General features: G+C 64.3%; 21 protein-coding genes and 1 rRNA gene. 13 read left to right on the top strand and 9 right to left on the bottom strand.

Features of this window, described 5'->3' with window-relative positions; translation table 11 throughout:
* From rrf to L6D75_RS18160, 6 genes are all read left to right on the top strand, one after another.
* A 5S ribosomal RNA gene (rrf, locus tag L6D75_RS27635) occupies positions 1-75 on the top strand; the annotation flags it as partial.
* Between the two features lie 276 nt (positions 76-351).
* Positions 352-1,995, top strand: a complete 1,644-nt coding sequence (locus L6D75_RS18180) for an acetolactate synthase large subunit (protein WP_176511440.1) — start codon at positions 352-354, stop codon at positions 1,993-1,995.
* A 148-nt stretch (positions 1,996-2,143) separates the two neighbouring features.
* Positions 2,144-2,698 (top strand): UPF0149 family protein, encoded by a 555-nt coding sequence (locus L6D75_RS18175; protein WP_176511441.1) that lies wholly within the window; start codon positions 2,144-2,146, stop codon positions 2,696-2,698.
* 150 nt (positions 2,699-2,848) lie between these two features.
* Positions 2,849-3,472, top strand: coding sequence for a glutathione S-transferase family protein (locus L6D75_RS18170; RefSeq protein WP_176511442.1), 624 nt, complete (start codon positions 2,849-2,851; stop codon positions 3,470-3,472).
* A gap of 27 nt (positions 3,473-3,499) precedes the next feature.
* Positions 3,500-5,530 carry a pyridoxamine 5'-phosphate oxidase family protein gene (locus L6D75_RS18165; protein WP_176511443.1) on the top strand — a complete coding sequence of 677 codons (2,031 nt, stop codon included), beginning with the start codon at positions 3,500-3,502 and terminating at the stop codon, positions 5,528-5,530.
* Positions 5,531-5,613: 83 nt separating this feature from the next.
* Positions 5,614-6,513: a LysR family transcriptional regulator gene (locus L6D75_RS18160; RefSeq protein WP_176511444.1), complete on the top strand. Its 900-nt coding sequence runs from the start codon at positions 5,614-5,616 to the stop codon at positions 6,511-6,513.
* Here L6D75_RS18160 and L6D75_RS18155 read toward each other — a convergent pair whose 3' ends face one another.
* The 5 genes from L6D75_RS18155 to L6D75_RS18140 all read right to left on the bottom strand — a co-directional run bounded on the left by L6D75_RS18155 (position 6,514) and on the right by L6D75_RS18140 (position 14,495).
* Positions 6,514-7,938, bottom strand: coding sequence for an aminotransferase-like domain-containing protein (locus L6D75_RS18155; RefSeq protein WP_176511445.1), 1,425 nt, complete (start codon positions 7,936-7,938; stop codon positions 6,514-6,516).
* A 17-nt stretch (positions 7,939-7,955) separates the two neighbouring features.
* Positions 7,956-9,386 carry an L-lactate permease gene (locus tag L6D75_RS18150; RefSeq protein ID WP_176511446.1) on the bottom strand — a complete coding sequence of 477 codons (1,431 nt, stop codon included), beginning with the start codon at positions 9,384-9,386 and terminating at the stop codon, positions 7,956-7,958.
* Positions 9,387-9,638: 252 nt separating this feature from the next.
* The gene (locus L6D75_RS18145; protein ID WP_176511447.1) at positions 9,639-10,889 is read right to left on the bottom strand and encodes a ribonucleotide-diphosphate reductase subunit beta; all 1,251 of its coding nucleotides are present in this window, start codon (positions 10,887-10,889) and stop codon (positions 9,639-9,641) included.
* A gap of 452 nt (positions 10,890-11,341) precedes the next feature.
* On the bottom strand, positions 11,342-11,473 hold the full coding sequence (locus tag L6D75_RS27330; protein WP_276574741.1) for a hypothetical protein: 132 nt from the start codon (positions 11,471-11,473) through the stop codon (positions 11,342-11,344).
* 142 nt (positions 11,474-11,615) lie between these two features.
* Positions 11,616-14,495, bottom strand: coding sequence for a ribonucleoside-diphosphate reductase subunit alpha (locus tag L6D75_RS18140; protein WP_176511448.1), 2,880 nt, complete (start codon positions 14,493-14,495; stop codon positions 11,616-11,618).
* A gap of 670 nt (positions 14,496-15,165) precedes the next feature.
* Between L6D75_RS18140 and L6D75_RS18135 the strand changes: the two genes are divergently transcribed.
* Entirely contained in the window at positions 15,166-15,864 is a 699-nt protein-coding gene (locus tag L6D75_RS18135; protein ID WP_176511449.1) for a response regulator, read from the top strand.
* On the top strand, positions 15,861-17,468 hold the full coding sequence (locus tag L6D75_RS18130; RefSeq protein WP_176511450.1) for an ATP-binding protein: 1,608 nt from the start codon (positions 15,861-15,863) through the stop codon (positions 17,466-17,468). The genes L6D75_RS18135 and L6D75_RS18130 overlap by 4 nt, the downstream gene beginning before the upstream one ends.
* Positions 17,469-17,471: 3 nt before the next feature.
* On the opposite strand, the gene L6D75_RS18125 is transcribed toward L6D75_RS18130, so the two are convergent.
* Positions 17,472-18,173 (bottom strand): 4'-phosphopantetheinyl transferase family protein, encoded by a 702-nt coding sequence (locus L6D75_RS18125; RefSeq protein ID WP_176511451.1) that lies wholly within the window; start codon positions 18,171-18,173, stop codon positions 17,472-17,474.
* 86 nt (positions 18,174-18,259) lie between these two features.
* Positions 18,260-19,099 (bottom strand): dienelactone hydrolase family protein, encoded by an 840-nt coding sequence (locus tag L6D75_RS18120; protein ID WP_176511452.1) that lies wholly within the window; start codon positions 19,097-19,099, stop codon positions 18,260-18,262.
* Between the two features lie 129 nt (positions 19,100-19,228).
* Here L6D75_RS18120 and L6D75_RS18115 point away from each other — a divergent pair, with 129 nt between their 5' ends.
* The 4 genes from L6D75_RS18115 to L6D75_RS18100 all read left to right on the top strand — a co-directional run bounded on the left by L6D75_RS18115 (position 19,229) and on the right by L6D75_RS18100 (position 23,618).
* On the top strand, positions 19,229-19,834 hold the full coding sequence (locus tag L6D75_RS18115; protein ID WP_176511453.1) for an outer membrane beta-barrel protein: 606 nt from the start codon (positions 19,229-19,231) through the stop codon (positions 19,832-19,834).
* 150 nt (positions 19,835-19,984) lie between these two features.
* Positions 19,985-20,662 carry a response regulator gene (locus L6D75_RS18110; protein ID WP_176511454.1) on the top strand — a complete coding sequence of 226 codons (678 nt, stop codon included), beginning with the start codon at positions 19,985-19,987 and terminating at the stop codon, positions 20,660-20,662.
* Positions 20,659-22,005, top strand: a complete 1,347-nt coding sequence (locus L6D75_RS18105) for an ATP-binding protein (protein ID WP_176511455.1) — start codon at positions 20,659-20,661, stop codon at positions 22,003-22,005. The genes L6D75_RS18110 and L6D75_RS18105 overlap by 4 nt, the downstream gene beginning before the upstream one ends.
* A gap of 290 nt (positions 22,006-22,295) precedes the next feature.
* The gene (locus L6D75_RS18100) at positions 22,296-23,618 is read left to right on the top strand and encodes a dicarboxylate/amino acid:cation symporter (protein WP_176511456.1); all 1,323 of its coding nucleotides are present in this window, start codon (positions 22,296-22,298) and stop codon (positions 23,616-23,618) included.
* Between the two features lie 112 nt (positions 23,619-23,730).
* Here the strand turns inward: L6D75_RS18100 and L6D75_RS18095 are convergent, their stop codons facing one another.
* Both L6D75_RS18095 and L6D75_RS18090 read right to left on the bottom strand, forming a co-directional pair.
* Positions 23,731-24,225: a SprT family zinc-dependent metalloprotease gene (locus L6D75_RS18095; protein WP_176511457.1), complete on the bottom strand. Its 495-nt coding sequence runs from the start codon at positions 24,223-24,225 to the stop codon at positions 23,731-23,733.
* 128 nt (positions 24,226-24,353) lie between these two features.
* A complete protein-coding gene (locus L6D75_RS18090; protein ID WP_176511458.1) occupies positions 24,354-24,953 on the bottom strand; it encodes a Yip1 family protein in 600 nt (199 codons plus the stop codon).
* Positions 24,954-25,216: 263 nt separating this feature from the next.
* On the opposite strand from L6D75_RS18090, the gene ttcA reads away from it, so the two are divergent.
* A complete protein-coding gene (gene ttcA / locus L6D75_RS18085; protein ID WP_176511459.1) occupies positions 25,217-26,041 on the top strand; it encodes a tRNA 2-thiocytidine(32) synthetase TtcA in 825 nt (274 codons plus the stop codon).
* The last annotated feature ends 1 nt before the right edge of the window (position 26,042 follow it).

The raw sequence follows: 26,042 nt of genomic DNA, 5'->3' as shown, positions 1-26,042 counted from the left end.
GAACTCAGCAGTGAAACGATGCATCGCCGATGGTAGTGTGGGGTTTCCCCATGTGAGAGTAGGTCATCGTCAAGATTCATTTCGCAAAACCCCTATCTGCGCGAGCAGGTAGGGGTTTTGTCTTTCCAGCTTTTGTATTCCCAGGCAAAGCTGTTTTGCTCGCCTCCTACCTGCGCAAATGTCCGAAACGGTGCGACAATTAATCCCGTTCGCAAACGTGACTTTTCCCTGCCTGGCCTGCGTCAAGGCTTAGGTTCGGGGCATCCTCGCGCCCGGACATAGCGATGCCAGCGTACCGTGCTGCGCATTTCTGGACCTCCACCGTCCTATACAACTGAGGTAAGAAGCAAGATGGCCAAGGCCGCCGATGTCGTTGTGCAATGCCTGGAAAACGAAGGTGTCGAGTATGTATTCGGCATTCCCGGCGAGGAGAACCTCGACCTGCTGGAATCCCTGCGCAAATCGAAGATCAAGCTGGTACTGACCCGCCACGAGCAGTCCGCAGGCTTCATGGCCGCCACCTACGGTCGCCTGACCGGCAAGACCGGCGTCAGCCTGTCGACCCTCGGCCCTGGCGCCACCAACCTGGTGACCGCCAGTGCATACGCCTACCTCGGCGGCATGCCGATGATGATGATCACCGGCCAGAAGCCGATCAAGAAGTCCAAGCAGGGCCGCTTCCAGATCATCGATGTGTGCGGCATGATGGACCCCATCACCAAGTACACCCACCAGTTCGCCTCCGCCGACAACATCCCGTCGCGCATGCGTGAAGCATTCCGCCTGGCCGAGGAAGAGAAGCCGGGCGCGGTGCACCTGGAGCTGCCGGAAGACATCGCCGCCGAGCAGACCGACGCCATGCCGATCCCGCCGAGCCTGCACCGCCGCCCGCTGGCCGAGCACGTGGCCATCGACGCTGCCATCCAGAAGCTGCGCAACGCCCGCAGCCCGATCCTGGTGATCGGCGCCGGCGCCAACCGCAAGATGACCGCCAAGGTCCTCAAGCAGCTGATCGACCAGACCGGCATCCCGTTCGTCACCACCCAGCTCGGCAAGGGCGTGGTCGATGAACGCAGCCCGCGCTTCCTGGGCAACGCTGCGCTGTCCTCCGGTGACTTCGTGCACCGCGCCGTCGAAGCGGCCGACCTGATCGTCAACATCGGCCACGACGTGATCGAGAAGCCGCCATTCTTCATGGTCCGTGGCGGTACCGAAGTCATCCACATCAACTTCCGCTCCGCCGAAGTCGATGCCGTGTACTTCCCGCAGGTCGAAGTGATCGGCGACATCGCCAACGCCGTCTGGCAGATCGGCGAAGGCCTGGGCGACACCTCGCACTGGGACTTCACCCGCCTGATGGCCATCCGCGAGGCCAACGAAGCACAGATCGCCGAAGGCAAGGACGACAACCGCTTCCCGGTCTACCCGCAGCGCCTGGTCGCCGACGTGCGCCGTGCCCTGCCATCGGAAGGCATCGTCGCCCTCGACAACGGCATCTACAAGATCTGGTTCGCCCGCAACTACAAGGCCCACAAGCCCAACACCGTACTGCTGGACAACGCCTTGGCGACCATGGGCGCCGGCCTGCCATCGGCCATGGCCGCGCACCTGGTGTACCCGGACCGCCCGGTGATCTCGGTATGCGGCGACGGCGGTTTCATGATGAACAGCCAGGAGCTGGAAACCGCAGTACGCCTGGGCATGCACATCACCGTGGTGATCCTGCGTGACGACGGCTACGGCATGATCCGCTGGAAACAGGCCAACATGGGCTTCACCGATTTCGGCCTGGACTACGGCAACCCGGACTTCGTCAAATACGCCGAAGCCTATGGTGCCAATGGCCACCGCGTGGAAAGCGCCGAAGGCTTGCTGCCGCTGCTCGAGCACTGCATCAAGACCCCAGGCGTGCACGTGATCGACTGCCCGGTCGACTACAGCGAGAACGACCGCATCCTCAACAGCGAGCTGCGTGAGCGCGCGCTGGCGGTGTAACCGCTGAAGGGCCGATCGCCGGCAAGCTGGCTCCCACAGGTACACCCTGGTGTGGGAGCCGGCTTGCCGGCGATTGCTTTTGCACGCAAGACCGCTGACCCCCCTTGTGCTAGGGTGCACGCAAAACGCCACCCCAGGACGCCCGCACATGCTCCCTCCGCTCAGCGAAAAAGAACTCGACCGCCTCGAAGACCTGCTGATTACCTACGGCAACGACTATTCGGTGCTCAACCTGGCCGAACTCAATGGCTTCTTCACGGCCCTGGCCAGTTCCCCGACCCACATCATCCCCGAGCAATGGCTGCCAGCAGTAGCAGGTGGCAAGGTCCCCAAATTCAAGAAACCCGCCCACGAAGAGGCCTACACGGCACTGATGCTGCGCTACGCCCATCAGGTGGCGGAGCAACTGGCCGATGACCTCGAAGGCTTCGAGCCGGTATTCGAAGAAAGCGAAGCCGAAGAAGGCCCGGCGATCATCATGGAAGAGTGGTGCTTCGGCTACATGCGCGGCACCCAGGTCGCCGGTTGGGCAGAACTGCCGCCAGAGCAGGACACACTGCTCAAGGCCATCTCCCTGCATGGCCTGGAAGACAACTTCGAAGTGCTCGATGCCATGAGCTTCAGCGAGCTGCAGGCCTGTGTACCGCAGGTGATCGCAGCGGCAAAGGGCCTGTACCGCTACCAGCGCCAACTGCGCCATTGAGCTGAACAGCCGGTGCCGTAGCTGGGTTGCCATGATTGTTTCGGCAAACGAAATTATGGTTTCCCCACGGCACTGATTCTGTTGTAAGACGATTCAGCGCAGCATGTGCTCCAGCCGCACCACACCGGTGCCGACCCTGGAGCTCCCACCGTGATCAAACTTTACAACTTCCCCAAGTCCGGCCACGCCCACCGCATCGAACTGATGCTCTCTCTGCTCGGCCTGCCTGCCGAACTGGTCTTTGTCGACCTGGCCAAGGGCGAGCACAAACAGCCGCAGTTCCTCGCGCTCAACCCATTCGGCCAGGTGCCGGTGATTGACGACAACGGCACCGTGATCGCCGATTCCAACGCCATCCTGGTCTACCTGGCCAGTACCTATGACAAGCAAGGCCGTTGGCTGCCCCAAGACCCGCTTGGCGCCGCCCGCGTGCAACGCTGGCTGTCGGTCGCCGCAGGGCCTGTCGCCTTCGGCCCTGCCGCCGCGCGCCTGGTCACGGTATTCGGTGCGTCGTTCAACACCGACGAGGTGATTGGCCGCGCCCACGCCCTGCTCAAGGTCATGGATGCCGAACTGACCAAGGCACCTTTCCTGGTCGGCAATGAAGCGACTATCGCCGACGTTGCCAACTACTCGTACATCGCCCACGCCCCAGAGGGCAATGTGTCGCTGGAACCCTACCCGCAGGTACGTGCCTGGCTGGCCCGGGTCGAGGCACTGCCCGGTTTTGTCGCCATGCCGCGCACGGTCGTGGGCTTGCAAGCCACCGCGTGAGCCGCGGGTAAAGCGAGGAATGCCGCCATGTCGCAACGTCCTGAGCAACACCGCTCGCCCTGGCACGCCGGGGAAAAGCGCCTGCAGGAGCAGGTGGGGGTAGCGCAGCGCATGGAGGCGTTCGGGCAGAAGGTCATTCGTGACCACATGCCCGACCAGCACCGCACGTTCTACCAGCAACTGCCGTTCATCGTCGCCGGGGCCGTGGACGCGAGGGGCAAGCCGTGGGCAACCTTGCTCGAAGGCCCGCAAGGCTTCCTCCGCTCACCCGACCCGCGGCAGTTGCTGATTGAAACCCCGCTCGCCAGTGACGACCCGGCAACCCCGGGCATGGCAGCCGGGCAGGCCATCGGCCTGCTCGGTATCGAGCTGCACACCCGCCGGCGCAACCGCATGAATGGCCTGATTCACAGCACTGCCAGCGGCCAATTGGCGGTCACGGTGGAGCAGTCGTTCGGCAACTGCCCGCAATACATCCAGCTGCGCGCCTATCATCGCGTCGATGAGCCGGCGCAGGGGCGTGAGGATTCCATTGCACTGGATGCCGAGGCTGTAGCCATGATCGAGCACGCCGACACTTTCTTCGTTGCCAGCTACATCGATCACCCGGACGGCCACCGCGCCGTGGACGTGTCCCATCGCGGCGGCCGTGCGGGGTTCGTCAAGGTCCAAGGCAATCGCCTGACCATCCCCGACTATGCCGGCAACCTGCATTTCAACACCTTGGGCAACCTGCTGGAGAACCCGCGAGCGGGGCTGTTGTTCGTCGACTTCAGCAACGGCAACGTGCTGCAACTGACCGGGCGCACCGAAGTGATCCTCGACAGCCCGGCGATCAAGGCATTCGAAGGCGCCGAGCGGCTGTGGACGCTAGCTGTCGAACAGGTAGTGCTGCGCCGCGCGGCTATCTCCCTGCGCTGGGCGTTCCAGGAATACGCGCCGACCAGCCTGATGACCGGCACCTGGGCCGAAGCCGAGCAACGCCTGCAGCAGCAGGCGCGGCAACGCCAGTGGCTGACGTGGCGGGTGCAGCGGGTGGAGCAGGAAAGTCGCGATATCCGTTCGTTCTACCTGGCTGGCGATGGGCCGGTGGCCTTCGCGGCGGGGCAGCATATCCCCGTGCGCATTCCCCTGGCCGGCGATGGCCCGCTGATCCGCACCTACAGCCTGTCCAGCGCACCCTCCGATGGCCACTTGCGCATCAGCGTCAAGGCCCAGGGCCCGGCATCGCGCTACTTGCACGAACGAATCGCCGTTGGCGACTTGCTGCAGGTGCGCCTGCCCATGGGCGGCTTCACCCTGGACAGTGACAGCGCCCGGCCGCTGGTGCTGATAGGCGCAGGCGTGGGCATTACCCCGCTGATGGCCATGCTGCGTGAACAGTTGGCCCTGCAAAAGGGGCGGCGGATTCACCTGTTCCAGGGCGCCCGCCACCTCGCCGAACTGCCATTCCAGCAAGAGTTGGCTGCACTGCGCCAGCAAGCCGGTGGCCTATTGAGCGTGTATCGTGCGCTCAGCCAGCCGGAGGCCGACGCAGTGGCCGGTCGCGACTTCGAGCACGCCGGCCGCCTCGGCATCGAGCAGGTCAAGGCAAGGCTGGCGTTGGACGATTACGACTTCTACCTGTGCGGCCCGGCCAGTTTCACCCAGGACTTGTACGAAGGCTTGCGCGCCATACACGTACCGGATGCCCGCATCCATGCCGAAGCCTTCGGCCCTTCGACACTCAGGCGCCATGGCGATGACAACCAGCCCGTCTTGCACCAGCCCCCCGCCGCCAGCGAGCCGGTGCCGGTGTACTTCGCCAGTTCGGCCAAGGAGGCGCGCTGGGCGCCCTCTAGTGGCAGCTTGCTGGAACTGGCCGAGGCGCGCGGGCTGGCACCGGATTTCAGTTGCCGGGGTGGGTCATGCGGCACCTGCAAGACCAGGCTGGTGAGTGGCCAGGTGCATTATCCGAACCCGCCTGCCGAGTTGCCGGAGAAGGGGACAGTGCTGATTTGCTGCGCCGTGCCTGCTCAGGTGGAGGAGGGCGCGCAGGCGTTGGTGCTGGAGCTTTGAGGGTGTCAGTGGCGGCCCAATCGCCGGCACAAAACCCACAGATCACCGATAATCTCCGCCACCCCCGAACCCCAGGAGCCGGCATGGACCAGATCCACCTGATGAAGGTATTCGTCGCCGTCGGCGAGCTCGAAAGCTTCGCCGCCGCCGCCCGCCGCCTGGACATCTCGCCCGCCGCCGTCACCCGCGCCATCAGCGCCCTGGAAGACCAGCTCGGGGTCAAGCTGCTGCTGCGCACCACTCGCAGCGTGCGCGTGACCGAAGCCGGCGGCCGCTACCTGGAAGACACCCGGCACATCCTCGCCAGCATCAACGAGGCCAACGAAGCCGCCGCCGGCATCAACGCCACGCCCAAGGGCGAGCTGGCAGTCACCGCGCCCATCCTGTTCGGCAAGAAGTTCGTCATGCCCTGCATCGTGCGCTACCTGCAGCAGTACCCGGAAGTGGACGTGTCGGCGTACTTCCTCGACCGTATCGTCAACATGGTGGAGGAGGGCATGGACGTGGCCGTGCGCATCGGCCCGCTGCCCGATTCCGGCCTCAAGGCCCTGCGCGTGGGCAAGGTGCGGCGCATGTTGTGCGCCTCCCCGCAGTACCTGGCCCGCCACGGCGTGCCACAGCATCCCTCGGACTTGCCCGAGCATGCCGTGATTGCCACCACCAACCTCTCGCCCCGCGCCGGCTGGCGCTTCGGCGTGACCGACCAGCCGACGACGGTGCGCATGCAGCCCAGGCTCACCGTGACCAGCAACGACGGCGCCATCGCTGCGGCGGTGGGCGGTTTGGGCATCGCGAGATTGCTGTCGTACCAGGTGGTCGACGAAATCGCCAGCGGGCAACTTAAGGTGATCCTCGCCGAGTATGAGGAAGCGCCCTGGCCAATCCATGTGCTGCACCGCGAGAGCAAGTACGGCTCGGCCAAGGTGCGCGCGTTCGTCGACATGCTGGCCGAGCATTTGCGCGGGCAGGCGCACTTGGCCTGATTACCGGCTGCGCTGTGCCAGCTGTGCACACTCGGCCAGCACCTTCAGCCCCCGCATCACCTCAGGCGTGATCAGCCGTCCCAGGCACACACGCAAGCCTGTGCCACATTGGCCATCGGCAAAGAACATCGCACTGGCGCCCACGTTGCAGCCACGCTCACTCGCAAGCTGCTGCAGCGCCGCCATGTCCGTCCCCTCGGGCAACACCAGCCAGTGAATGAAGCCTCCCTGGGGCGGCATATACCGCGTGCCTGCTGGAAACGCCGAGCGCACCAGGGCATCCATCATTTCGGTCTGCGCCGCCAGCCGCCCGCGCAGTTTCGCGCAATGCTCCTCCATGTACCCCCGGCCGATGAACTCATCCAGTACCCGTTGCGCCAGGCTCGACACCGCCAGGTTGCGTGAAAACATCTGCGCCAGGATCGCGTCCCGATAACGGCCGGCCAAGCACCAGCCCACCCGGTACCCCGGCGCCACGGTCTTGGAAAACGACGAGCAGTAGAGGGTCTGCCCGCTCGTGTCGTAATGCTTGATCGCCTTGGGGCGCTGCGCCTCGTCCAGCAGGTCGAAGAAGATGTCGTCCTCGATGATCGGCACACCCGCCGCCTGCGCCAGGTGCACCAGCCGAGCCCGCGCCGCGTCGGGCATGATGAAGCCCTGCGGGTTCTGCAAAGTCGGGTTGAGGAAGATCACATCGACCTTTTTCTGCTTGAGCGCCCATTCCAGGTGCTCGAGGTCGATGCCGCTGCCCGCCTGGGTGCGGATGGGCAGGGCGCGCATCCTCAAGCGCTCGATGGTTTGCAGGATGCCGTAGTAGGTGGGCGTCTCGATGGCCACCGTGGCACCTGGCTTGGCCACGGCTTCGAGGGCCAGCTCCAGGGCCACGGTGTCGCCCGAGGTCACCAGGATGTCGTCCGGGCTGCACGCCACGCCGCGTTGCAGCATCAGCCCGGCGATACGCCGGCGCAACGAGGCCAGGCCGGGCGGGGCAATCAGCCCGGCCAGCGGCTGATCGGCCTTGCTGGCCAGTGCCGCCAGGCACTTGCTCAGCAGTACCTGGGGCGCGAACTCGTCATGCAGCACCGCCGAACTCAGCGAGAGTTGGGTGTTGCTGGCCGCCTGGGCGAGCATGGCGACCACCGCGTGGTCGACGTTGACACTCACGCTTGCCAAGTCCAACCCCTGCACCTGGGCCGCGCCGTTGGCCACGAAATAGCCCACACGCGGTGTGGCCTGGACATAGGCATTGGCCTCGAGCTCGGCCAGGCCCCGTTGCACGGTGGCGATGCTGCTGTCGAACAAGCGGGCCAGCTCGCGTACCGAGGGCAGTTGCGTGCCCTTGGGCCATTCGCCGCTGTCGATCTGGCGCAGCAGCCAGGCGTAGACGGTTTGCCAGCGTTTGTCGGGCTTGGGGGTGTGGTCCATGGGGGCCTTGTGTCGAGTCAGGCGGAGGCTCCCGAAAGGTAGAGCAAAATCACACCTGTTGCAGCCACCATGACGATGTTCAGCAGCACCAGGGCAAAGCCGAAGCGGATCAGCCCGTGTTCTTCCTCACGGTTGGCCCCGGCCAGCCCGGTGACCAGCGACAGGATCGACAGCGAGCCCAGCGCCCCATGCCCCGCGGCGCTGTTGGCGATGGCGGCCAGCCAAGGGCCATGGCTGCCGGACAATGCCGCGATGGAGGGCATGACCAGCGTGGTGCCGCCCACATTGGAGCTGGTGACGTAACCGGCCAGCCCTGCCAGCAGCGATACCGTGGCCGCCAGCGATACGCCCGACAGCGCCTGCAATGCCCGCTGCGCCTCGACCAGAAAGCCCGCCTTGACCATCACCTGGGACAGCAGCAGAAACAGCAATACCGTGGCCAAGGGAAACCGCGCACGCATGACCAGCGCTCGCCATGGAAAGCTTTCGCCCTGGCGCCCGACCATCAGCAGCACCACCAGCAGCAATGCCAGCCCCGGCGACGCCAGGGGCTTCCACGACACACTCACGCCTTGCACCGCCCACAGCCCCTCCCAGCCAGTCAGCAGAAACAGCCCCCGCGACGCAATGATCACCACCAGCAGCGCCAGGTACGGCCACGCCGCCTGCGGCCAACGCACCCGCGCCCCGCGCCGCGCCCAGGTAATCCCAAGGCCCACGCAGGCCACCGCCAGCCCGGCCAGCACGCCTGAGGCCTCCGGCCCGATCCAGCGGTTGACCGCATACAGCACCGTGCTGAACAGCAGTGAAGTCAGCCCCAGCCCAAGCCACGCCTGCACGCTGCGCACCCCCGCCACCGCCAGCGCCACGCAGGCCAGGCAGAGAAACACCGGTGCACTGACCAGCGCCGAATGGCTGCCCAGTTCCTGCGCAGGCACATGGGCCAGCAGCGCGCCGATCACCGTGGCCAGCCCCAGGGTGCCCCACGGCATCACCACCATGCCTGCCAACGCCATCTTCATGCCCTGCTGGCGCGAAAACAGCCCCATCAGCAACGGCACGGTCGCGATCAGCGACACCCCGAACCCGGTCATCGCCTCGAGCATCGGCGCCAGCCCGAGCACGATGAAGATCACCTGCATCGGCGGCGTCCACCCTAGCTCCCGCACCCACGCCCCGATCGCCTGCGGCGCACCCGCGCGCTCGACCAGGATGGCAAAGGCCAGGCCCGGGGCGATCACACTGCCCGTGTTGAGGAACAGGATCAGCGTGTCCTGGATGATCGCCGCCGACACCGCAGCCGACAGCGGCTGCGCAGCGCCAAGGCCCCACAGCAGCAACACCCCGGCCACCCCGGCAAGGGCCGCCTGCACGGGGGGGCGGCGCAGCAGGAGGATCAGCGTGATCACCAGGCCCAGAGGGGAAATTTGCAGGAGTAGGGCAGCCATGATGCGGGATCCTTCAACCATTCGAGGGTGAGGTGAAGGGTGAGGGCTGGGTATCTGCGGGAATAGATACAGCACCTGGGGGATTTTCAATACAGCGCACGAATACTCAGCTGCCCCTGCGTGCGGAGCTGAACCTGTAGGAGCGGATTTATCCGCGAAGCGCCGGTACAGGAAGCCGAAGCAGCCACCTCTGCAGAAGCTTCAAAAAAAAAGGCTGCCAATCGGCAGCCTTCTCGATGTCAGCCCGGACAATCAGTCCCAGCTCAACGCCCCTCCCGTCTGATACTCGATCACTCGCGTCTCGAAGAAGTTCTTCTCCTTCTTCAAGTCCATGATCTCGCTCATCCAAGGGAACGGGTTGGTAGTCCCCGGGTACTCTTCCTTCAGGCCAATCTGGGTCAGGCGACGGTTGGCGATGAACTTGAGGTAGTCTTCCATCATCGCCGCGTTCATGCCCAGCACGCCGCGAGGCATGGTGTCGCGGGCGTATTCGATCTCCAGCTGAGTCCCTTGCAGGATCATCTGGGTCGCTTCTTCCTTCATCGCCGCGTCCCACAGGTGCGGGTTCTCGATCTTGATCTGGTTGATCACGTCGATACCGAAGTTCAGGTGCATCGACTCGTCACGCAGGATGTACTGGAACTGCTCGGCAACGCCGGTCATCTTGTTGCGGCGGCCCATGGACAGGATCTGGGTGAAGCCGCAGTAGAAGAAGATGCCTTCCAGTACGCAGTAGTAGGCGATCAGGTTGCGCAGCAGCTCCTTGTCGGTTTCGACGGTGCCGGTGTTGAATTCCGGGTCGGAGATGGCGCGGGTGTACTTCAGGCCCCAGGCGGCTTTCTTCGCTACCGACGGGATCTCGTGGTACATGTTGAAGATCTCGCCTTCATCCATGCCCAGCGACTCGATGCAGTACTGGTAGGCGTGGGTGTGGATCGCCTCTTCGAAGGCCTGGCGCAGGATGTACTGGCGGCACTCCGGGTTGGTGATCAGGCGGTACACGGCCAGGGCCAGGTTGTTGGCAACCAGTGAGTCGGCGGTGGAGAAGAAGCCGAGGTTGCGCATCACGATGCGGCGCTCGTCTTCGGTCAGGCCGTCCTGGCTCTTCCACAGGGCGATGTCGGCGGTCATGTTGACCTCTTGCGGCATCCAGTGGTTGGCGCAGCCGTCGAGGTACTTCTGCCAGGCCCAGTCGTACTTGAACGGTACCAGCTGGTTGAGGTCGGCGCGGCAGTTGATCATGCGCTTTTCATCGACCGCAACGCGGGCCGAGGAGCCTTCCAGCTCGGCCAGGCCTTCGGCGATGTCCAGGGCGTCCAGGGCAGCCTTGGCGCGCTTCACCGCGTCGGAGTCGGCAGCGGTGGCGGCACGCGCTTCCAGGGCGGCGGCACCGCCGGCGCTGTCGAGCTTGTCGAGGGTGGCAGCGGCGTTGGCCTGCGCAGGGGTGGCGCCTTTGGCGGCGACTTCGCCGTCTTCCTTATCGAATTCGTCCCAGCTCAGCATGGTCATTGGCTCCTGCTTGAGGGTTGCCCTGGGGCAACCGGTTGGATTTTAAGAATGTGATGCCTGACGCAAGGCCGTTACGGCGAATGGACAGCTCGAGAGGCTGACTCTCGTTACATCTGGGTTCGTACCTGGCCAGGCCTCGGGGAGGGGCCAGGGACTTGAAGGGTGCCCTTTTCAGAGGGGGCGAAGTATACCGGAATTCGCTTTCAATCGGGGGAGGCTGCCCTGCGGTCGAGGGTAATTTTTCGACCGGTCTGGCGCTTTTCCGTTCAGCAGGCGAGTGCCGTTTTCTACAGGAGGGGAGTGTAGCGCTAAGCTATATGTTGTGCCAGTTTAAATTCAAAGGCACATCATATGGTGTTTTAGGCAGGAATGAGCAGCGAGCAGCAGTGCCGCCTGTGCGGGCCAACTCGCCGGTAAACCAGCGAGCAGGCCCGTTCAGGCAGCCGCTAATTGCAGCGCTGGCGCAGTGTCTCGACCACATGGGTCTTGGGATGCTTGCGAGCTTCTTCCACTGACGTGAAGCGGCCCGTTTCCGCGTTGCGGCCTATCTTGCGAGTGATCACTTTTTTCCGTGCCATGGGGGCGTTCCCGGTTGAGAGGTCCTGCCTTTGTAACCAGCCGCGCGAACGGTGGGCAAAGGGAAGGGCTTCTCCATGACGCGGATACAAAAATGCCGCGACAAGGGGCACCCGAGGGCACCCCTTGTTGCGGCATCAGGCCTTACTGGCAGGCTTCGCAGTCTGGCTCGTCGATCGCGCAAGCCTTCGGTACCGGCGCCGGGCCGGCAGCCTGGGCCGGGGCGCTGTCGCCACCGCTGGACACGGCGTTGAGCTTGCCGGTGTTGATGGTCGACTTCTCGGTGCTGGTCGCGGCCAGGGCACGGAGGTAGTAGGTGGTCTTCAGACCACGGTACCAGGCCATGCGGTAGGTCACGTCCAGCTTCTTGCCCGAAGCGCCGGCGATGTACAGGTTCAGCGACTGGGCCTGGTCGATCCACTTCTGGCGACGCGAGGCGGCATCGACGATCCACTTGGTCTCGACTTCGAACGCGGTGGCGTACAGGTCTTTGAGCTCTTGCGGAATGCGCTCGATCTGCTGCACCGAACCGTCGTAGTACTTCAGGTCGTTGATCATGACCGAGTCCCACAGGCCGCGAGCCTTCAGGTCGCGAACCAGGTACGGGTTGATCACGGTGAATTCGCCCGACAGGTTCGATTTCACGTACAGGTTCTGGTAGGTCGGCTCGATCGACTGCGACACGCCGGTGATGTTGGCGATGGTCGCGGTCGGCGCGATGGCCATGATGTTCGAGTTACGAATACCTTTCTGTACGCGGGCACGTACCGGCGCCCAGTCCAGGGTTTCTTCCAGGTTGACGTCGATGTACTTCTGGCCACGGGCCTCGATCAGGATCTGTTGCGAATCCAGCGGCAGGATGCCTTTGGACCACAGCGAACCCTGGAAGGTCTCGTAGGCGCCGCGCTCGTCGGCCAGGTCGCAGGAAGCCTGGATCGCGTAGTAGCTGACCGCTTCCATCGACTTGTCGGCGAACTCCACGGCAGCATCGGAGCCGTAGGGAATGTGCTGCAGGTACAGCGCGTCCTGGAAGCCCATGATGCCCAGGCCCACCGGGCGGTGCTTGAAGTTCGAGTTACGCGCTTGCGGCACCGAGTAGTAGTTGATGTCGATCACGTTGTCGAGCATGCGCACGGCGGTGTTCACGGTGCGTTGCAGCTTGGCGGTGTCCAGCTTGCCGTCGACAATGTGGTTCGGCAGGTTGATCGAGCCCAGGTTGCAGACGGCGATCTCGTCCTTGTTGGTGTTCAAGGTGATCTCGGTGCACAGGTTCGAGCTGTGCACCACGCCCACGTGCTGCTGCGGCGAGCGCAGGTTGCACGGGTCCTTGAAGGTCAGCCATGGGTGGCCGGTCTCGAACAGCATCGACAGCATCTTGCGCCACAGGTCTTTGGCCTGGATGGTCTTGAACACCTTGATCTTGTTGTACTCGGTCAGGGCTTCGTAGTACTCGTAGCGCTCTTCGAAGGCCTTGCCGGTCAGGTCGTGCAGGTCTGGCACTTCCGATGGCGAGAACAGGGTCCACTTGCCGTCATCGAAGACGCGCTTCATGAACAGGTCAGGGATCCAGTTGGCGGTGTTCATGTCGTGGGTACGACGGCGGTCGTCACCGGTGTTCTTGCGCAGCTCGATGAACTCTTCGATGTCCAGGTGCCAGGTTTCCAGGTAGGCACATACGGCGCCTTTGCGCTTGCCACCCTGGTTCACGGCAACGGCGGTGTCGTTGACCACCTTGAGGAACGGCACGACGCCCTGGGACTTGCCGTTGGTGCCCTTGATGTAGGAGCCCAGTGCACGCACAGGGGTCCAGTCGTTGCCCAGGCCACCGGCGAATTTCGACAGCATGGCGTTGTCGTGGATCGCGTGGTAGATGCCCGACAGGTCGTCCGGCACGGTGGTCAGGTAGCAGCTCGACAGCTGCGGGCGCAGGGTGCCGGCGTTGAACAGGGTCGGGGTCGAGGCCATGTAGTCGAACGACGACAACAGGTTGTAGAACTCGATCGCGCGGGCTTCCTTGTCCTTCTCTTCCAGCGCCAGGCCCATGGCTACACGCATGAAGAACACCTGCGGCAGCTCGAAGCGCACGCCATCCTTGTGGATGAAGTAGCGGTCGTACAGGGTCTGCAGGCCCAGGTAGGTGAATTGCTGGTCGCGCTCGTGGTCGATCGCCTTGCCCAGTTTGTCCAGGTCGAAGTCGGCCAGGGCAGGGTTGAGCAGTTCGAACTCGATACCTTTGGCGACATAGGCCGGCAGGGCCTTGGCGTACAGCTCGGCCATCTCGTGGTGGGTGGCGCTGTCGGCGACGTTGAGGAAGCCCAGGCCTTCGGCGCGCAGGGTGTCCATCAGCAGGCGGGCGGTGACGAACGAGTAGTTCGGCTCACGCTCGACCAGGGTACGGGCGGTCATCACCAGGGCGGTGTTGACGTCCTTGATGGCCACGCCGTCGTACAGGTTCTTCAGGGTTTCGCGCTGGATCAGGTCGCCATCGACTTCGGCCAGGCCTTCGCAGGCTTCGCTGATGATGGTGTTCAGGCGCGCCATGTCCAGCGGCGCCAGGCTGCCGTCGGCCAGGGTGATGCGGATGCTTGGGTGCGGCTCGACCACAGCGTCGGTGTTGGCGCGGGTGGCACGCTCCTTGGCACGCTGGTCGCGGTAGATCACGTAGTCGCGGGCAACTTTCTGCTCGCCGGCACGCATCAGGGCCAGTTCGACCTGGTCCTGGATTTCTTCGATGTGGATGGTGCCACCCGATGGCATGCGACGCTTGAACGTGGCGGTGACCTGCTCGGTCAGGCGCGCGACGGTGTCGTGGATGCGCGACGAGGCAGCGGCGGTGCCGCCTTCAACTGCGAGGAACGCCTTGGTGATGGCCACGGTGATCTTGTCGTCGGTGTAGGGGACGACAGTGCCGTTGCGCTTGATCACGCGCAGTTGGCCCGGAGCAGTGGCGGCCAGATCCTGGTTGGAATCGGCGGCCTGCGGGGCTTTTACCTGCGGGTTCTCGCGAGTTGTGTCGGTTTGCATGGGTGGGTGTCTCCACAGTTTCTATATTGTTCAGGCGCCTTTTGGGCGCCCACCGTTCCGTCCACTTGCTCGATGACCCGGGTGGGGATGCGGCATGCGCGCGCATCCGACCGCTCGGGCGTACCGACTTCGGGACAGACTCAGGAAATTGGGGCAATAAGCTTGCCGCTCCCTGGCCGAAGTCAAAGGCTAAGGGCGCTGCTGGCGAGCAGGCCCGAAAGCTGTTGTTCTCCAATCTTCCGCTGGAGCGGTTTGGCTGGTGAAACCACCGTTAGTTCAGTAGGAAAAAGCGCTTGAATTTCCGTGCTGAGTTGTGTTTGAGATTTTCGCTCAAACCCAATATCTAGTGGTTTGCTGCATTGGGGATACAAGATAATGCGGTCTTGGGGTCTTTGCAAGGCGAGCGCCTGTGGATAACGTGTGCGTACTTTGTGGGTGAAGAGTGGGTATTCGCTGTAGGCCTTGTGCCAAGAGGTTTGCACTATTTTTCTGCGCCACGCTGCCCCCAGGCAGAAATTTTCAGGGGCTGGCCCTGGCACAAGAAACGGTTCAGTCGAGGGCCGTTCCGGCTGAGGTTGGCAGTGCCCGGTGCGGAACGTAGTATCCGTTGCAAATGTGTCAATTGTGCCGCCCCACAGGCTGAAAAAGAACAACAAACGAAGGCAAAGCCATGGACCATCCCGCCCCGCGCATCCTGATCGTCGAGGACGACCAGCGCCTCGCCGAGCTCACCGCCGAATACCTGCAGGCCAACGGCTTCGAAGTCGCGGTGGAAGGCGACGGCGCCCGCGCCGCGCGGCGCATCGTCGACAGCCAGCCGGATTTGGTGATCCTCGACCTGATGCTGCCCGGCGAGGACGGCCTGAGCATCTGCCGCCGGGTGCGCAGCCAGTACCCCGGGCCGATCCTCATGCTCACTGCGCGCAGCGACGAGCTCGACCAGGTGCAGGGCCTGGACCTGGGCGCCGACGACTACGTCTGCAAGCCCGTGCGCCCGCGCCTGCTGCTGGCGCGCATCCAGGCGCTGCTGCGGCGCAGCGAGCCGCCCCAGGGCAGGAGCCAGGCGCTGGCCTTCGGCGAGCTGCGCATCGACCAGCGGCTGCGCGAAGCCCGCCTTGGCGAGCACCTGATCGAGCTGACCGGCGCCGAGTTCGACCTGCTCTGGCTGCTGGCCAGCAATGCCGGGCGGGTGCTGACCCGCGAGCAGATCTTCACGGCGCTGCGCGGTGTGGGGTATGACGGGCAGGACCGCTCCATCGATGTGCGGATTTCCAAGATCCGCCCCAAGATCGGCGACGACCCGATCCAGCCGCGGCTGATCAAGACCCTGCGCAGCAAGGGCTACCTGTTCGTCGGCGACGCGCCATGAACAACTCGATCTTCCTGCGCATCTACGGCGGCATGCTTGCCGTGCTGGTGCTGGTGGCCTTGCTGGGCGTGCTCAGCCTGCACCTGCTCAACGAAGTGCGCGCCGCCCAGCACCGCGAGCGCCTGGCCCAGGGTACGTTCAGCCTGATGGCCGACAACCTGGCGCAGCAGAACGAAACCGAACGCAAGCGCTCGCTGCTGATATGGGAACGCCTGCTGGGCGTGCCACTGGACCTGCAGCCGATGGCGGCGCGCACGCTCGATGGCAGCCAGCGCGCACGCCTGTACCGCGGCCTGGTGGTGGTGGAAAAGACTGGCCCACATGCCGCCTGGGTGCTGCGCAAGGTTGGCCGCGAAGACCTGCTGCTGGTGGCCGAGATCAAGCAGGTCAGCGAGCAGTTGGCGCGCGCCACCCTGTACCTGCTGGCCGACGAGCTGGTGCGTTTCCCGGTGACCGAGCAGCAGCAGCGCCTGGAGGACCTCAAGCACAGCAAGGGCTTCGGTTTCGGCGTTGCCCTGCAACGCCTGGAGCGGGTTGGCCTGGACGATGACCAACGGCGGCGGGTGGAGGAGGGCGATACGGTCATGGCGCTGGGCAAGGATGGCGATTCGGTCCGCGTGTTCGCCGGCCTGCCCGGCTCGCCCTGGGTGCTGGAAATTGGCCCGCTGTACCAGCTCAACCCTTATCCGCCGCAGTTGCTGGTGCTAATTACCTTCCTCGGCCTGTGCCTGATCGGCCTGGTGGTCTATTTGTTGGTGCGCCAGCTGGAGCGGCGGGTGTCGGGCCTGGAAATGGCCGCCACGCGCATCGCCCAGGGCAGCCTGGAAACCCGGGTGCCTGCGGGCGATGCCGACTCGGTGGGGCGCCTGGCGGCGGCCTTCAATGGCATGGCCGAACACCTGCAGCGCTCGTTGAACATGCAGCGCGAGCTGGTGCGCGCGGTGTCTCATGAGCTGCGCACGCCGGTCGCCCGCCTGCGCTTCGGCCTGGAAATGATCGAGAGCGCGCCCACCGAGCAGGCGCGGGCCAAGCACCTGGCCGGCATGGATGGCGACATCCAGGACCTCGACAAGCTGGTCGACGAGATGCTGACCTACGCGCGCCTGGAGCAGGGCGCGCCAGCGCTGAAGTTCCAGCGGGTCGACCTGGATGCCCTGCTCGACCGGGTGATCGAGGAGCTGGCGCCACTGAACGCCCAGGTGCGGCTGGTGCGTGGCCAGTGCCAGGTGCATGACAGCGAAGGCGCCTGGGTCGAGGCCGAGCCGCGCTACCTGCATCGGGCCTTGCAGAACCTGGTCGGCAATGCCCTGCGCCATGCCGGTAGCGAGGTGCGCCTGAGCTACCAGCTGGGCCAGCAGCGCTGTCGCATCGATGTCGAAGACGATGGGCCGGGTATCCCCGAAGGCTTCTGGGACCGCATCTTCACCCCCTTCACCCGCCTCGACGACAGCCGCACCCGTGCCTCGGGCGGGCATGGCCTGGGCCTGTCGATCGTACGGCGGATCATCTACTGGCACGCCGGCCGGGCTACCGTGGGGCGCAGTGAGGCGCTGGGTGGCGCCTGCTTCAGCCTGAGCTGGCCACGCGAGCAGGCGCCTGGCTGAGGGTCAGACGCTGACCAGGCTCAGCAACTGGCCGCCCTCGAGGCAGAACTGGCCTTCGAGCTCGACGCCGTGCTGCCATTGGGCTGAAAGGTCGGTGAGCAGGCGCAGGCGCGCCAGGCCGTCGGCGGACCACTCCAGCACTTCGGCGTGCTCGAAATAGAAGCGTTGCCGGGTCAGCGGATACAGGGTCTTGAACAGGCTCTCCTTGAGCGAGAAGGTCAAGGTGACTGCCAGGCCCAGTTGGCTGCGGTCCAGGCGTTCGAGCTCCGCCGGGGTGAGGATTTCGCCCATCAAGCGCTCTGCGCGGTCGTCGTCGAGCAGCGTTTCCTGATCCAGGCCGATGCCTTGGCAAGCGCCATCGGCAGCGACCACGGCAGCGGCCCAGCCCTTGCCGTGGGTGATCGAGCCATGGATGCCTGGCGGCCAGATCGGCGAGCGGTCTTCGTGGCTGGCGGGCACATAATCGCGGCCATCCAGGCGCTGCAGTGCGGCGCGCGCGCAAACGCGGCCGGCCAGGTACTCGGCCTGGCGCTTGGCTACCGAGCGTTGCAGGCTGGCGCTGGGCGTGATGCCGGCGCGCTCGAAGTCATCGCAGGCCAGAAGGGCCGGGTCGAAGGCGCAGCTGACCAGCACCGCGCCGGGGAGCGGGCGGGGCAGGGGCCAGTGGTGCCGGAGCGGGGCGCAACAGGAGGGCAATCTGTTCATGGCGGGTATTGTGCCAGCCGCTGCGGCGGTGTGGGAGAGGGGGCTGCTGTGCAGCCCTCCCATAACCACTGATTCCGCTTCAAGGGCTACTGGGTGCCAGCGGGCGCCGCTTTGTCGGTGTTTGACTTCTTCGGCTCGAACACTTTAGCGAAGAACGCCTGCATATCCGCCCACGAGCTTTCATCCGCTGCCTTGTTGTAGCCGATGTCCGGGCCGCCGTGTTCGCCGTGGCTCAAGCGATCGGCATCGGGGTTGGTGAAGCCGTGCTTGGCCCCCGCAATGCTGACGAACTGGTAGTTGGCCTTGGCGGCATCCATCTCCGCCTTGAACGCACTGACCTGTTCTGGCGTGACCATGCTGTCTGCGGCGCCATGTTCGACCAGTATGTAGGCCCTGACCTTGCCGGGTTGAGCCGGTGTCTGCGTTGCCAGAGCGCCATGGAAGCTCACCACGGCATCGAGCTTTCTCTCCCCGCGCCGTGCCGCATCCAGCACCACCTTGCCGCCGAAGCAGTAGCCGACGGCGCCCAGGCTGCTTTTGTCGGTGTAGGGTTGTTCTTGCAGCAAGTCGAAGCCTGCCTCAAAACGCTTGGCCGCTGTATCCGGGTCTTTCATGGCTTGGGCCATGAACGCCTGGGCATCCTGCGGATGTTCGGTGTGCTTGCCATCGCCATACATGTCGATGGCCAGCGCGCTGTAGCCAAGGGCGGCGAGATCACGCGCGCGGCGCTTGGCATAGTCGTTCAGCCCCCACCACTCGTGGACCACGACGATGCCCGGGCGTTTCCCATCGATGGCATCGTCATAGGCGTAATAGCCGATCAAGCGCTTGCCGTCGGCGTCCTGGTAGGGGATTTCACGGGTCACTACTGCCGCTTGGGCAAGCGCGGCACTGCACATCAGGGTCAAGGCCAGCAGGGCACGCATGTTCACTACTCCTTGTTTTGCAAACGGTTCGTTCAGCCGGGGTTCAGCCAGGGTTCAGCCGCGGTTCAGGGCACCCTGCTTACTCTAGCTTCCAGACCGAAACAGCGCATTCAACTGGAGCTAGAAGCGATGAAAACCTTCAACACCCTGCTCGCCGCCATGGCCGTCTGCGCCGCTGGCATGACCTCCGCCCAGGCCGCCGACGAGAACTTCGCCAGCCTGACCTACGGCCAGACCAGCGACAAGGTACGCAAGTCCGGCCTGCTGCAGAGCAACACCGACAACCTCAACGCCGACGGCATCATCGGCAAGGACGGCACCTGGGGCGCGCGCCTGGGGCGGATCAACGACCAGGGCCGCTACTACGTGACCTACGACAACGTCTCGGGCGACCACAGCGGCCTCAAGCTGCGCCAGGAGAACCTGCTGGGCAGCTATGATCTGTTCCTGCCCGTGGGCGATACCACCAAGCTGTTCGGCGGCGGCAGCCTGGGCATGACCAAGCTGACCCAGGATTCGCCAGGTGCCCGGCGTGACACCGACTACGGCTACGCGGTGGGCCTGCAGGCTGGGGTGATTCAGGAGCTGACCGACAAGGCTTCGGTGGAGCTGGGCTACCGTTACCTGCAGAGCAATGCGTCGACCGAAGTGGCACCCAGCGGCGGGCCGAAGGCCGGTACCCTGCGCCTGACCAGCAGTGCACAGACTTACCTGTCGGCGAACTACAAGTTCTGATGAGCGAGTAGCGTTATCCTTCGCTGGCCTCATCGCCGGCAAGCCGGCTCCCACAGGTATTCCACTGCTTTGAAGACTGTGGAATTCCCTTGTGGGAGCCGGCTTGCCGGCGATGAGGTTGGTATTGGCAACACAAAAAAGGAGAACCGAATGAAATTGCTGGTGGTCGAGGACGAAGCCCTGTTAAGGCACCACCTCCATACCCGCCTGGGCGAAAGCGGCCATGTGGTCGAAGCCGTGGCCGATGCCGAAGAAGCGCTGTACCAGGCCGAACAGTTCCACTTCGACCTGGCCATCATCGACCTGGGCCTGCCGGGCATGAGCGGCCTCGAGCTGATCGCCCGCCTGCGCAGCCAGGCCAAGGCCTTCCCCATTCTCATCCTCACCGCCCGGGGCAACTGGCAGGACAAGGTCGAAGGCCTGGCCGCCGGCGCTGACGACTACCTGGTCAAACCCTTCCAGTTCGAAGAGCTCGAAGCCCGGCTCAACGCCCTGCTGCGCCGCTCCAGCGGCTTCACCCAGTCGACCATCGCCGCCGGCCCGCTGGTGCTCGACCTCAACCGCAAGCAGGCGACCCTGGACGAGCAGCCCCTGGCATTGACCGCCTACGAATACCGTATCCTCGAATACCTGATGCGCCATCACCAGCAGGTGGTGGCCAAGGAGCGGCTGATGGAGCAGCTCTACCCCGGTGACGAGGAGCGCGACCCCAATGTGATAGAAGTGCTGGTCGGGCGGCTGCGGCGCAAGCTTGAAGGCGAAAACGGCTTCAAGCCGATCGACACCGTGCGCGGCCTGGGCTACCTGTTCACCGAGCGCTGCCGATGATTCGCTCGCTGCGGGTGCGCCTGATGCTCGCCGCGGCAGTGCTGGCGCTGCTGTTCATGCTGGCGCTGCTGCCCGCCTTGCAGAAGGCCTTCAGCCTGGCCCTGCAGGAGTCGATCGAGCAGCGCCTGGCCTCCGATGTCACCACGCTGATCTCGGCGGCCCGTATCGAGCATGGCCAGTTGCAGATGCCGGACCTGCTGCCAGACGAGCGCTTCAACCTGCCGTATACCGGGCTGATCGGCTACATCTTCGACCGCGAAGGCCGGCTGGTCTGGCGCTCGCGGGCCACCGCCGACCAGCACATCAACTACCAGCCGCGCTACGACGGGCGCGGCAACGAATTTGCCCGTATTCACCAGGACGACGGCGAAGAGTTCTTCGTCTATGACGTCGAGATCAAGTTGCTCGGCGGCCAGAGCGCGGCCTACAGCATCGTTGCCCTGCAGCCGGTGCGCGAGTACAAGCAAACCCTCTCGGGCCTGCGCGAAAAGCTCTACCTCGGCTTTGGCGCGGCCCTGCTGGCCTTGCTGGTGCTGCTCTGGGCCGGCCTGACCTGGGGCCTGCGCTCGCTGCGCCGGCTGAGCCGCGAGCTGGACGACGTGGAGTCGGGGGCGCGCGATGGCCTGAGCGGTGAGCACCCCCGTGAACTGCTGCGCCTGACCGGCTCGCTGAACCGCCTGCTGCGCAGCGAGCGCGAACAGCGCCAGCGCTACCGCGATTCGCTGGACGACCTGGCGCACAGCCTGAAAACCCCGCTGGCGGTGCTGCAGGGGGTGGGCGAAAGCCTGCAGCAGCGCCCGGGCGAGCGCGAGCAGGCGCGGGTGCTGCAGAGCCAGATCGAGCGCATGAGCCAGCAGATCGACTACCAGCTGCAGCGTGCCAGCCTGCGCAAGAGCGGCCTGGTGCGCCATCGCGTGCAACTGCGCCCGGTGCTGGAAAGCCTGTGCAGCACCCTGGCCAAGGTCTACCGCGACAAGCGCGTCGAAGCCACCCTGGATATCCCGGTACAGGCCCAGGTGCCGATGGAGCAGGGCGCCTTGCTGGAGCTGCTGGGCAACCTTTTGGAGAACGCCTACCGGCTGAGCCTGGGCCAGGTGCGGGTAAGCCTGCAGCAAGCGCCGGGGCAGCTCACCCTGTGTGTCGAGGACGATGGCCCTGGGGTGCCGGCCGACCAGCGAGAACGCATTCTCGAGCGTGGCGAGCGGCTGGACCGCCAGCACCCGGGGCAGGGCATCGGCCTGGCGGTGGTCAAGGACATCGTCGACAGCTATGACGCCCAGCTCAGCCTCGGCGACTCGCCGCTGGGTGGCGCGGCGTTCTGCATCACCTTCGCGCTCAACTGAGGGTGACGGGCGGATTCCCGCCATCACCCCTGTTCAAATTCCGCCACCGGGCGGAAATCCGCCATCAACTCCCGCGCATTCGCCCCCTCATTGGGCATTTTCCTCTAGCAAATACGGCCTCTGCACCCTTCATGGGCATTTTGGCATCGCCCTTGCTATCTCCGTTGGCAGAGGCCTGCCCAGGCAGCTCGAACACAACGACAAATCCCTCCAGGTGCAGGAGGGTTAGCGATTCAGGTGCCCAACCACCCTGGGAAGGGTGAACCGGCACACTCGAGGAAAAATGAGCCATGACGACACGTCAGCCGCTGTACAAATCCCTGTATGTCCAGGTGATCGTCGCGATCACCATCGGTATCCTGCTCGGCCACTTCTACCCGGAAACCGGCGTTGCCCTCAAACCCTTGGGTGATGGCTTCGTCAAACTGATCAAGATGGTCATCGCCCCGATCATCTTCTGTACCGTGGTCAGCGGCATCGCTGGCATGCAGAGCATGAAGTCGGTCGGCAAGACCGGCGGCTACGCGCTGTTGTACTTCGAAATCGTCTCCACCGTGGCCCTGATCATCGGCCTGGTGGTGGTCAACGTGGTCAAGCCGGGTGCCGGCATGCACGTCGACGTCAGCACCCTGAACGCCAGCAGCGTGGCTGCCTACGCCGCCGCCGGCGCGCAGCAGACCACCGTCGGCTTCCTGCTCAACATCATCCCCAACACCATCGTCGGCGCCTTCGCCAACGGCGATATCCTGCAGGTGCTGATGTTCTCGGTGCTGTTCGGTTTCGCCCTGCACCGCCTGGGCAGCTACGGCAAGCCGGTGCTGGACCTGATCGACCGCTTCGCCCATGTCATGTTCAACATCATCAACATGATCATGAAGCTCGCGCCGATCGGTGCCTTCGGTGCCATGGCCTTCACCATCGGCCAATACGGCGTGGGTTCGCTGGTGCAGCTGGGCTACCTGATGGCCTGCTTCTACATCACCTGCCTGCTGTTCGTCCTGGTGGTGCTGGGCGGCATCTGCCGCGCCCACGGCTTCAGCGTGATCAAGCTGATCCGCTACATCCGTGAAGAGCTGCTGATCGTGCTGGGTACTTCGTCCTCGGAGTCGGCCCTGCCACGCATGCTGGCCAAGATGGAGCGCCTGGGCGCGAAGAAATCGGTGGTGGGCCTGGTGATCCCGACCGGCTACTCGTTCAACCTGGACGGCACCTCGATCTACCTGACCATGGCTGCGGTGTTCATCGCCCAGGCCACCGACACCACCATGGACATCACCCACCAGATCACCCTGCTGCTGGTGCTGCTGGTAGCTTCCAAAGGTGCTGCGGGCGTGACCGGTTCGGGCTTCATCGTGCTCGCCGCCACCCTCTCCGCCGTCGGCCACCTGCCGGTTGCCGGCCTGGCGCTGATCCTGGGTATCGACCGCTTCATGTCCGAAGCCCGCGCCCTGACCAACCTGATCGGCAACGCCGTTGCCACCGTGGTAGTGGCCAAGTGGGTCAAGGAAATGGACAACGACAAGCTCGCCTCGGAGCTGGCTTCCGGTGGTGCGCCGCTGATCGACACCCGCCCGACCGACGACCTGGGCGTTGCCGAAGGCCCGGCTCGCTGAGTGTGATGCAGTGATGAGAAAGGCGACCCTAGGGTCGCCTTTTTTTGTGCCTGCTGCGGCCTAGGGCAGCGTTGAACCTAGTGGGAGCCGGCTTGCCGGCGATAGGGCCGGTTCATTCAACCCGCGTCTCACCGCTGTACACCAATATCGCCCGGCACCGCCGGCACAGGTAGCGCCGCCCCTGGTGCACCAGCTTGTGCCGCTGCGGCGTGAACGCAAAGTCACTTTCCGGGCACGGGCAGCGGTAGATGTAGCGGGTCGTCACGCGGCGCTGCACTTCGTAGTTGTGGCAGCGATTGGGCGGCAGTTCGTACACCCCGCGCATGATCAGCTGCCACTCCTCGCCATGGGCCTGGATGCGCTCGCCAAACACTTGGTGGGCCACCAGGTGCGCCACCTCGTGGGCAACGGTCTGGCGCAAAAAATCGTCGTGGTTTTCGCGGTACAGCTGCAGGTTGAAGCGCAGCAGGTTCTCGTGCAGGTGGGCGACGCCGGCTTTCTGGCCGCGCAGCTTGAAGCTCACCTGCGGGCGCGGGAAGGGGCGTTTGAAAAAGGCTTCGGCTTGCTGGTAACAGGTTTCGACGCGTTGTTTGAGCAGCTCGGGCATGGCGGGGCAATTCTCCTGACCAGGCATTATGCCGCAACCTCGGCGGCGCTGCCGAGGCCACTGGTCAGCAGGCAGTCAAAGGCCGCCTTGCGGCGGCCCCTGGCTTGATGCCCCAGTGTTGGTTGGATCTAGTTGGTATACACAGGCCCCACGCCCAAGCCCCAGATGATCACGGTCGCCGCCATGATCGCCACCAGTACCACAAGGCCCACCGCCAGCACCGAGCTGGAGAACAGGAAGCCTTCATCCGATGGGATGTTCATGAAGGTCGGCAGGCCGACATACAGCAGGTAAACGGTGTAGCAGATGGCGGCAGTGCCCACCAGCATGCCCAGCCACAAGTGCGGGTAGAGCGCCACCAGGCCGCCGAGGAACAGTGGGGTGGCGGTGTAGGTGGCGAAGGCGATGCACTGGGCCAGGGATGGGTTGGCGTCGTAGGTGCGGGCCATCCAGTGGATGAATGCGCCCATTACCGCCACCCCGGCGAGCATCGCCAGGTAGGACATGACGCTCATCCACAAGGCGCTTTCCAGGGTCAGCATGACCGCCGGCCGGCCACCGATCACCCAGCCCACCTGGGTGGTGCCGATGAATGCCGAAATGGCGGGGATCGCCGCCAGGATCAGCGTGTGTGTCAGGTACATGTGGCTGATGCTTTCTTCTTCCCCGCGAATTTCCCGCCATTCCTGGTCAGGATGAGTAAAAAGCCCCACAACGTGATGAATCATGCCTGTCACTCCTCTCTGTGTTGCCAGTCGCCCCCCAGATGGAGCGCAAGCGGCCCGAGGCCAGGGCACCGAAGCGAGCGGTAATGTGGCCTTATGTCGCAGTATAGGAAGCCGTTCCCAGCATAAAACCGGCTTTTTAGAGCAAATTGCGCTGTCAGTGGCACTGCTGATTACATTGAAGTCTTTATCGGTTAGCCCTACAGCCGCGCCTGGTTTGTGCGTAAAATAGCCGCCTTTTGTCACACCTCGCGGATTCAAGCGCTATGGGCACCCTCTCGGTCAACCAGAACAAACTGCAAAAACGCCTGCGTCGCCTCGCTGGCGAAGCCATCACCGACTACAACATGATCGAGGATGGCGACAAGGTCATGGTCTGCCTGTCCGGCGGCAAGGACAGCTACACCATGCTCGACGTTCTGTTGCACCTGCAGAAGGTGGCACCGATCAAGTTCGAGATCGTCGCGGTGAACATGGACCAGAAGCAGCCGGGCTTCCCCGAGCATGTGCTGCCGGCCTACCTCAAGGAACTGGGCGTCGAGTACCACATCGTCGAGAAGGACACCTACTCGGTGGTCAAGGAGCTGGTGCCGGAGGGCAAGACCACCTGCTCGCTGTGCTCGCGCCTGCGCCGTGGCACCCTGTACACCTTCGCCGACGAAATCGGCGCGACCAAGATGGCCCTGGGGCACCACCGCGACGACATCGTCGAAACCTTCTTCCTCAACATGTTCTTCAACGGCGCGCTCAAGGGCATGCCGCCGAAGCTGCGGGCCGATGACGGGCGCAACGTGGTAATCCGCCCGCTGGCCTACTGCAGCGAGAAGGACATCCAGGCCTACTCGGACATGAAGGAATTCCCGATCATCCCGTGCAACCTGTGCGGTTCGCAGGAAAACCTGCAGCGCCAGGTGGTCAAGGACATGCTGGTGGAGTGGGAGCGCAAGCACCCGGGCCGTACCGAGAGCATCTTCCGCGCCATGCAGAACGTGGCCCCGTCGCAGTTGGCCGACCGCAACCTGTTCGACTTCACCAGCCTGAAGATCGACGAGAACGCCACCCCGCGCTTTCTCGACGTGGTGAACCTCTGAG

The organism is Pseudomonas faucium (genome assembly GCF_021602585.1).
Lineage (GTDB): Bacteria > Pseudomonadota > Gammaproteobacteria > Pseudomonadales > Pseudomonadaceae > Aquipseudomonas > Aquipseudomonas faucium.
The sequence above is the reverse complement of the archived record's forward strand: the minus strand, read 5'-3'. Positions and strand labels throughout refer to the sequence as shown.

Excerpts from the sequence above, each read along its gene's own strand:
- L6D75_RS18180 (WP_176511440.1), top strand. The coding sequence starts at position 352 with ATGGCCAAGGCCGCCGATGTCGTTGTGCAATGCCTGGAAAACGAAGGT.
- L6D75_RS18175 (WP_176511441.1), top strand. The coding sequence starts at position 2,144 with ATGCTCCCTCCGCTCAGCGAAAAAGAACTCGACCGCCTCGAAGACCTG.
- L6D75_RS18165 (WP_176511443.1), top strand. The coding sequence starts at position 3,500 with ATGTCGCAACGTCCTGAGCAACACCGCTCGCCCTGGCACGCCGGGGAA.
- L6D75_RS18160 (WP_176511444.1), top strand. The coding sequence starts at position 5,614 with ATGGACCAGATCCACCTGATGAAGGTATTCGTCGCCGTCGGCGAGCTC.
- L6D75_RS18155 (WP_176511445.1), bottom strand. The coding sequence starts at position 7,938 with ATGGACCACACCCCCAAGCCCGACAAACGCTGGCAAACCGTCTACGCC.
- L6D75_RS18150 (WP_176511446.1), bottom strand. The coding sequence starts at position 9,386 with ATGGCTGCCCTACTCCTGCAAATTTCCCCTCTGGGCCTGGTGATCACG.
- L6D75_RS18145 (WP_176511447.1), bottom strand. The coding sequence starts at position 10,889 with ATGCTGAGCTGGGACGAATTCGATAAGGAAGACGGCGAAGTCGCCGCC.
- L6D75_RS27330 (WP_276574741.1), bottom strand. The coding sequence starts at position 11,473 with ATGGCACGGAAAAAAGTGATCACTCGCAAGATAGGCCGCAACGCGGAA.
- L6D75_RS18140 (WP_176511448.1), bottom strand. The coding sequence starts at position 14,495 with ATGCAAACCGACACAACTCGCGAGAACCCGCAGGTAAAAGCCCCGCAG.
- L6D75_RS18135 (WP_176511449.1), top strand. The coding sequence starts at position 15,166 with ATGGACCATCCCGCCCCGCGCATCCTGATCGTCGAGGACGACCAGCGC.
- L6D75_RS18130 (WP_176511450.1), top strand. The coding sequence starts at position 15,861 with ATGAACAACTCGATCTTCCTGCGCATCTACGGCGGCATGCTTGCCGTG.
- L6D75_RS18125 (WP_176511451.1), bottom strand. The coding sequence starts at position 18,173 with ATGAACAGATTGCCCTCCTGTTGCGCCCCGCTCCGGCACCACTGGCCC.
- L6D75_RS18120 (WP_176511452.1), bottom strand. The coding sequence starts at position 19,099 with ATGCGTGCCCTGCTGGCCTTGACCCTGATGTGCAGTGCCGCGCTTGCC.
- L6D75_RS18115 (WP_176511453.1), top strand. The coding sequence starts at position 19,229 with ATGAAAACCTTCAACACCCTGCTCGCCGCCATGGCCGTCTGCGCCGCT.
- L6D75_RS18110 (WP_176511454.1), top strand. The coding sequence starts at position 19,985 with ATGAAATTGCTGGTGGTCGAGGACGAAGCCCTGTTAAGGCACCACCTC.
- L6D75_RS18105 (WP_176511455.1), top strand. The coding sequence starts at position 20,659 with ATGATTCGCTCGCTGCGGGTGCGCCTGATGCTCGCCGCGGCAGTGCTG.
- L6D75_RS18100 (WP_176511456.1), top strand. The coding sequence starts at position 22,296 with ATGACGACACGTCAGCCGCTGTACAAATCCCTGTATGTCCAGGTGATC.
- L6D75_RS18095 (WP_176511457.1), bottom strand. The coding sequence starts at position 24,225 with ATGCCCGAGCTGCTCAAACAACGCGTCGAAACCTGTTACCAGCAAGCC.
- L6D75_RS18090 (WP_176511458.1), bottom strand. The coding sequence starts at position 24,953 with ATGATTCATCACGTTGTGGGGCTTTTTACTCATCCTGACCAGGAATGG.
- ttcA (WP_176511459.1), top strand. The coding sequence starts at position 25,217 with ATGGGCACCCTCTCGGTCAACCAGAACAAACTGCAAAAACGCCTGCGT.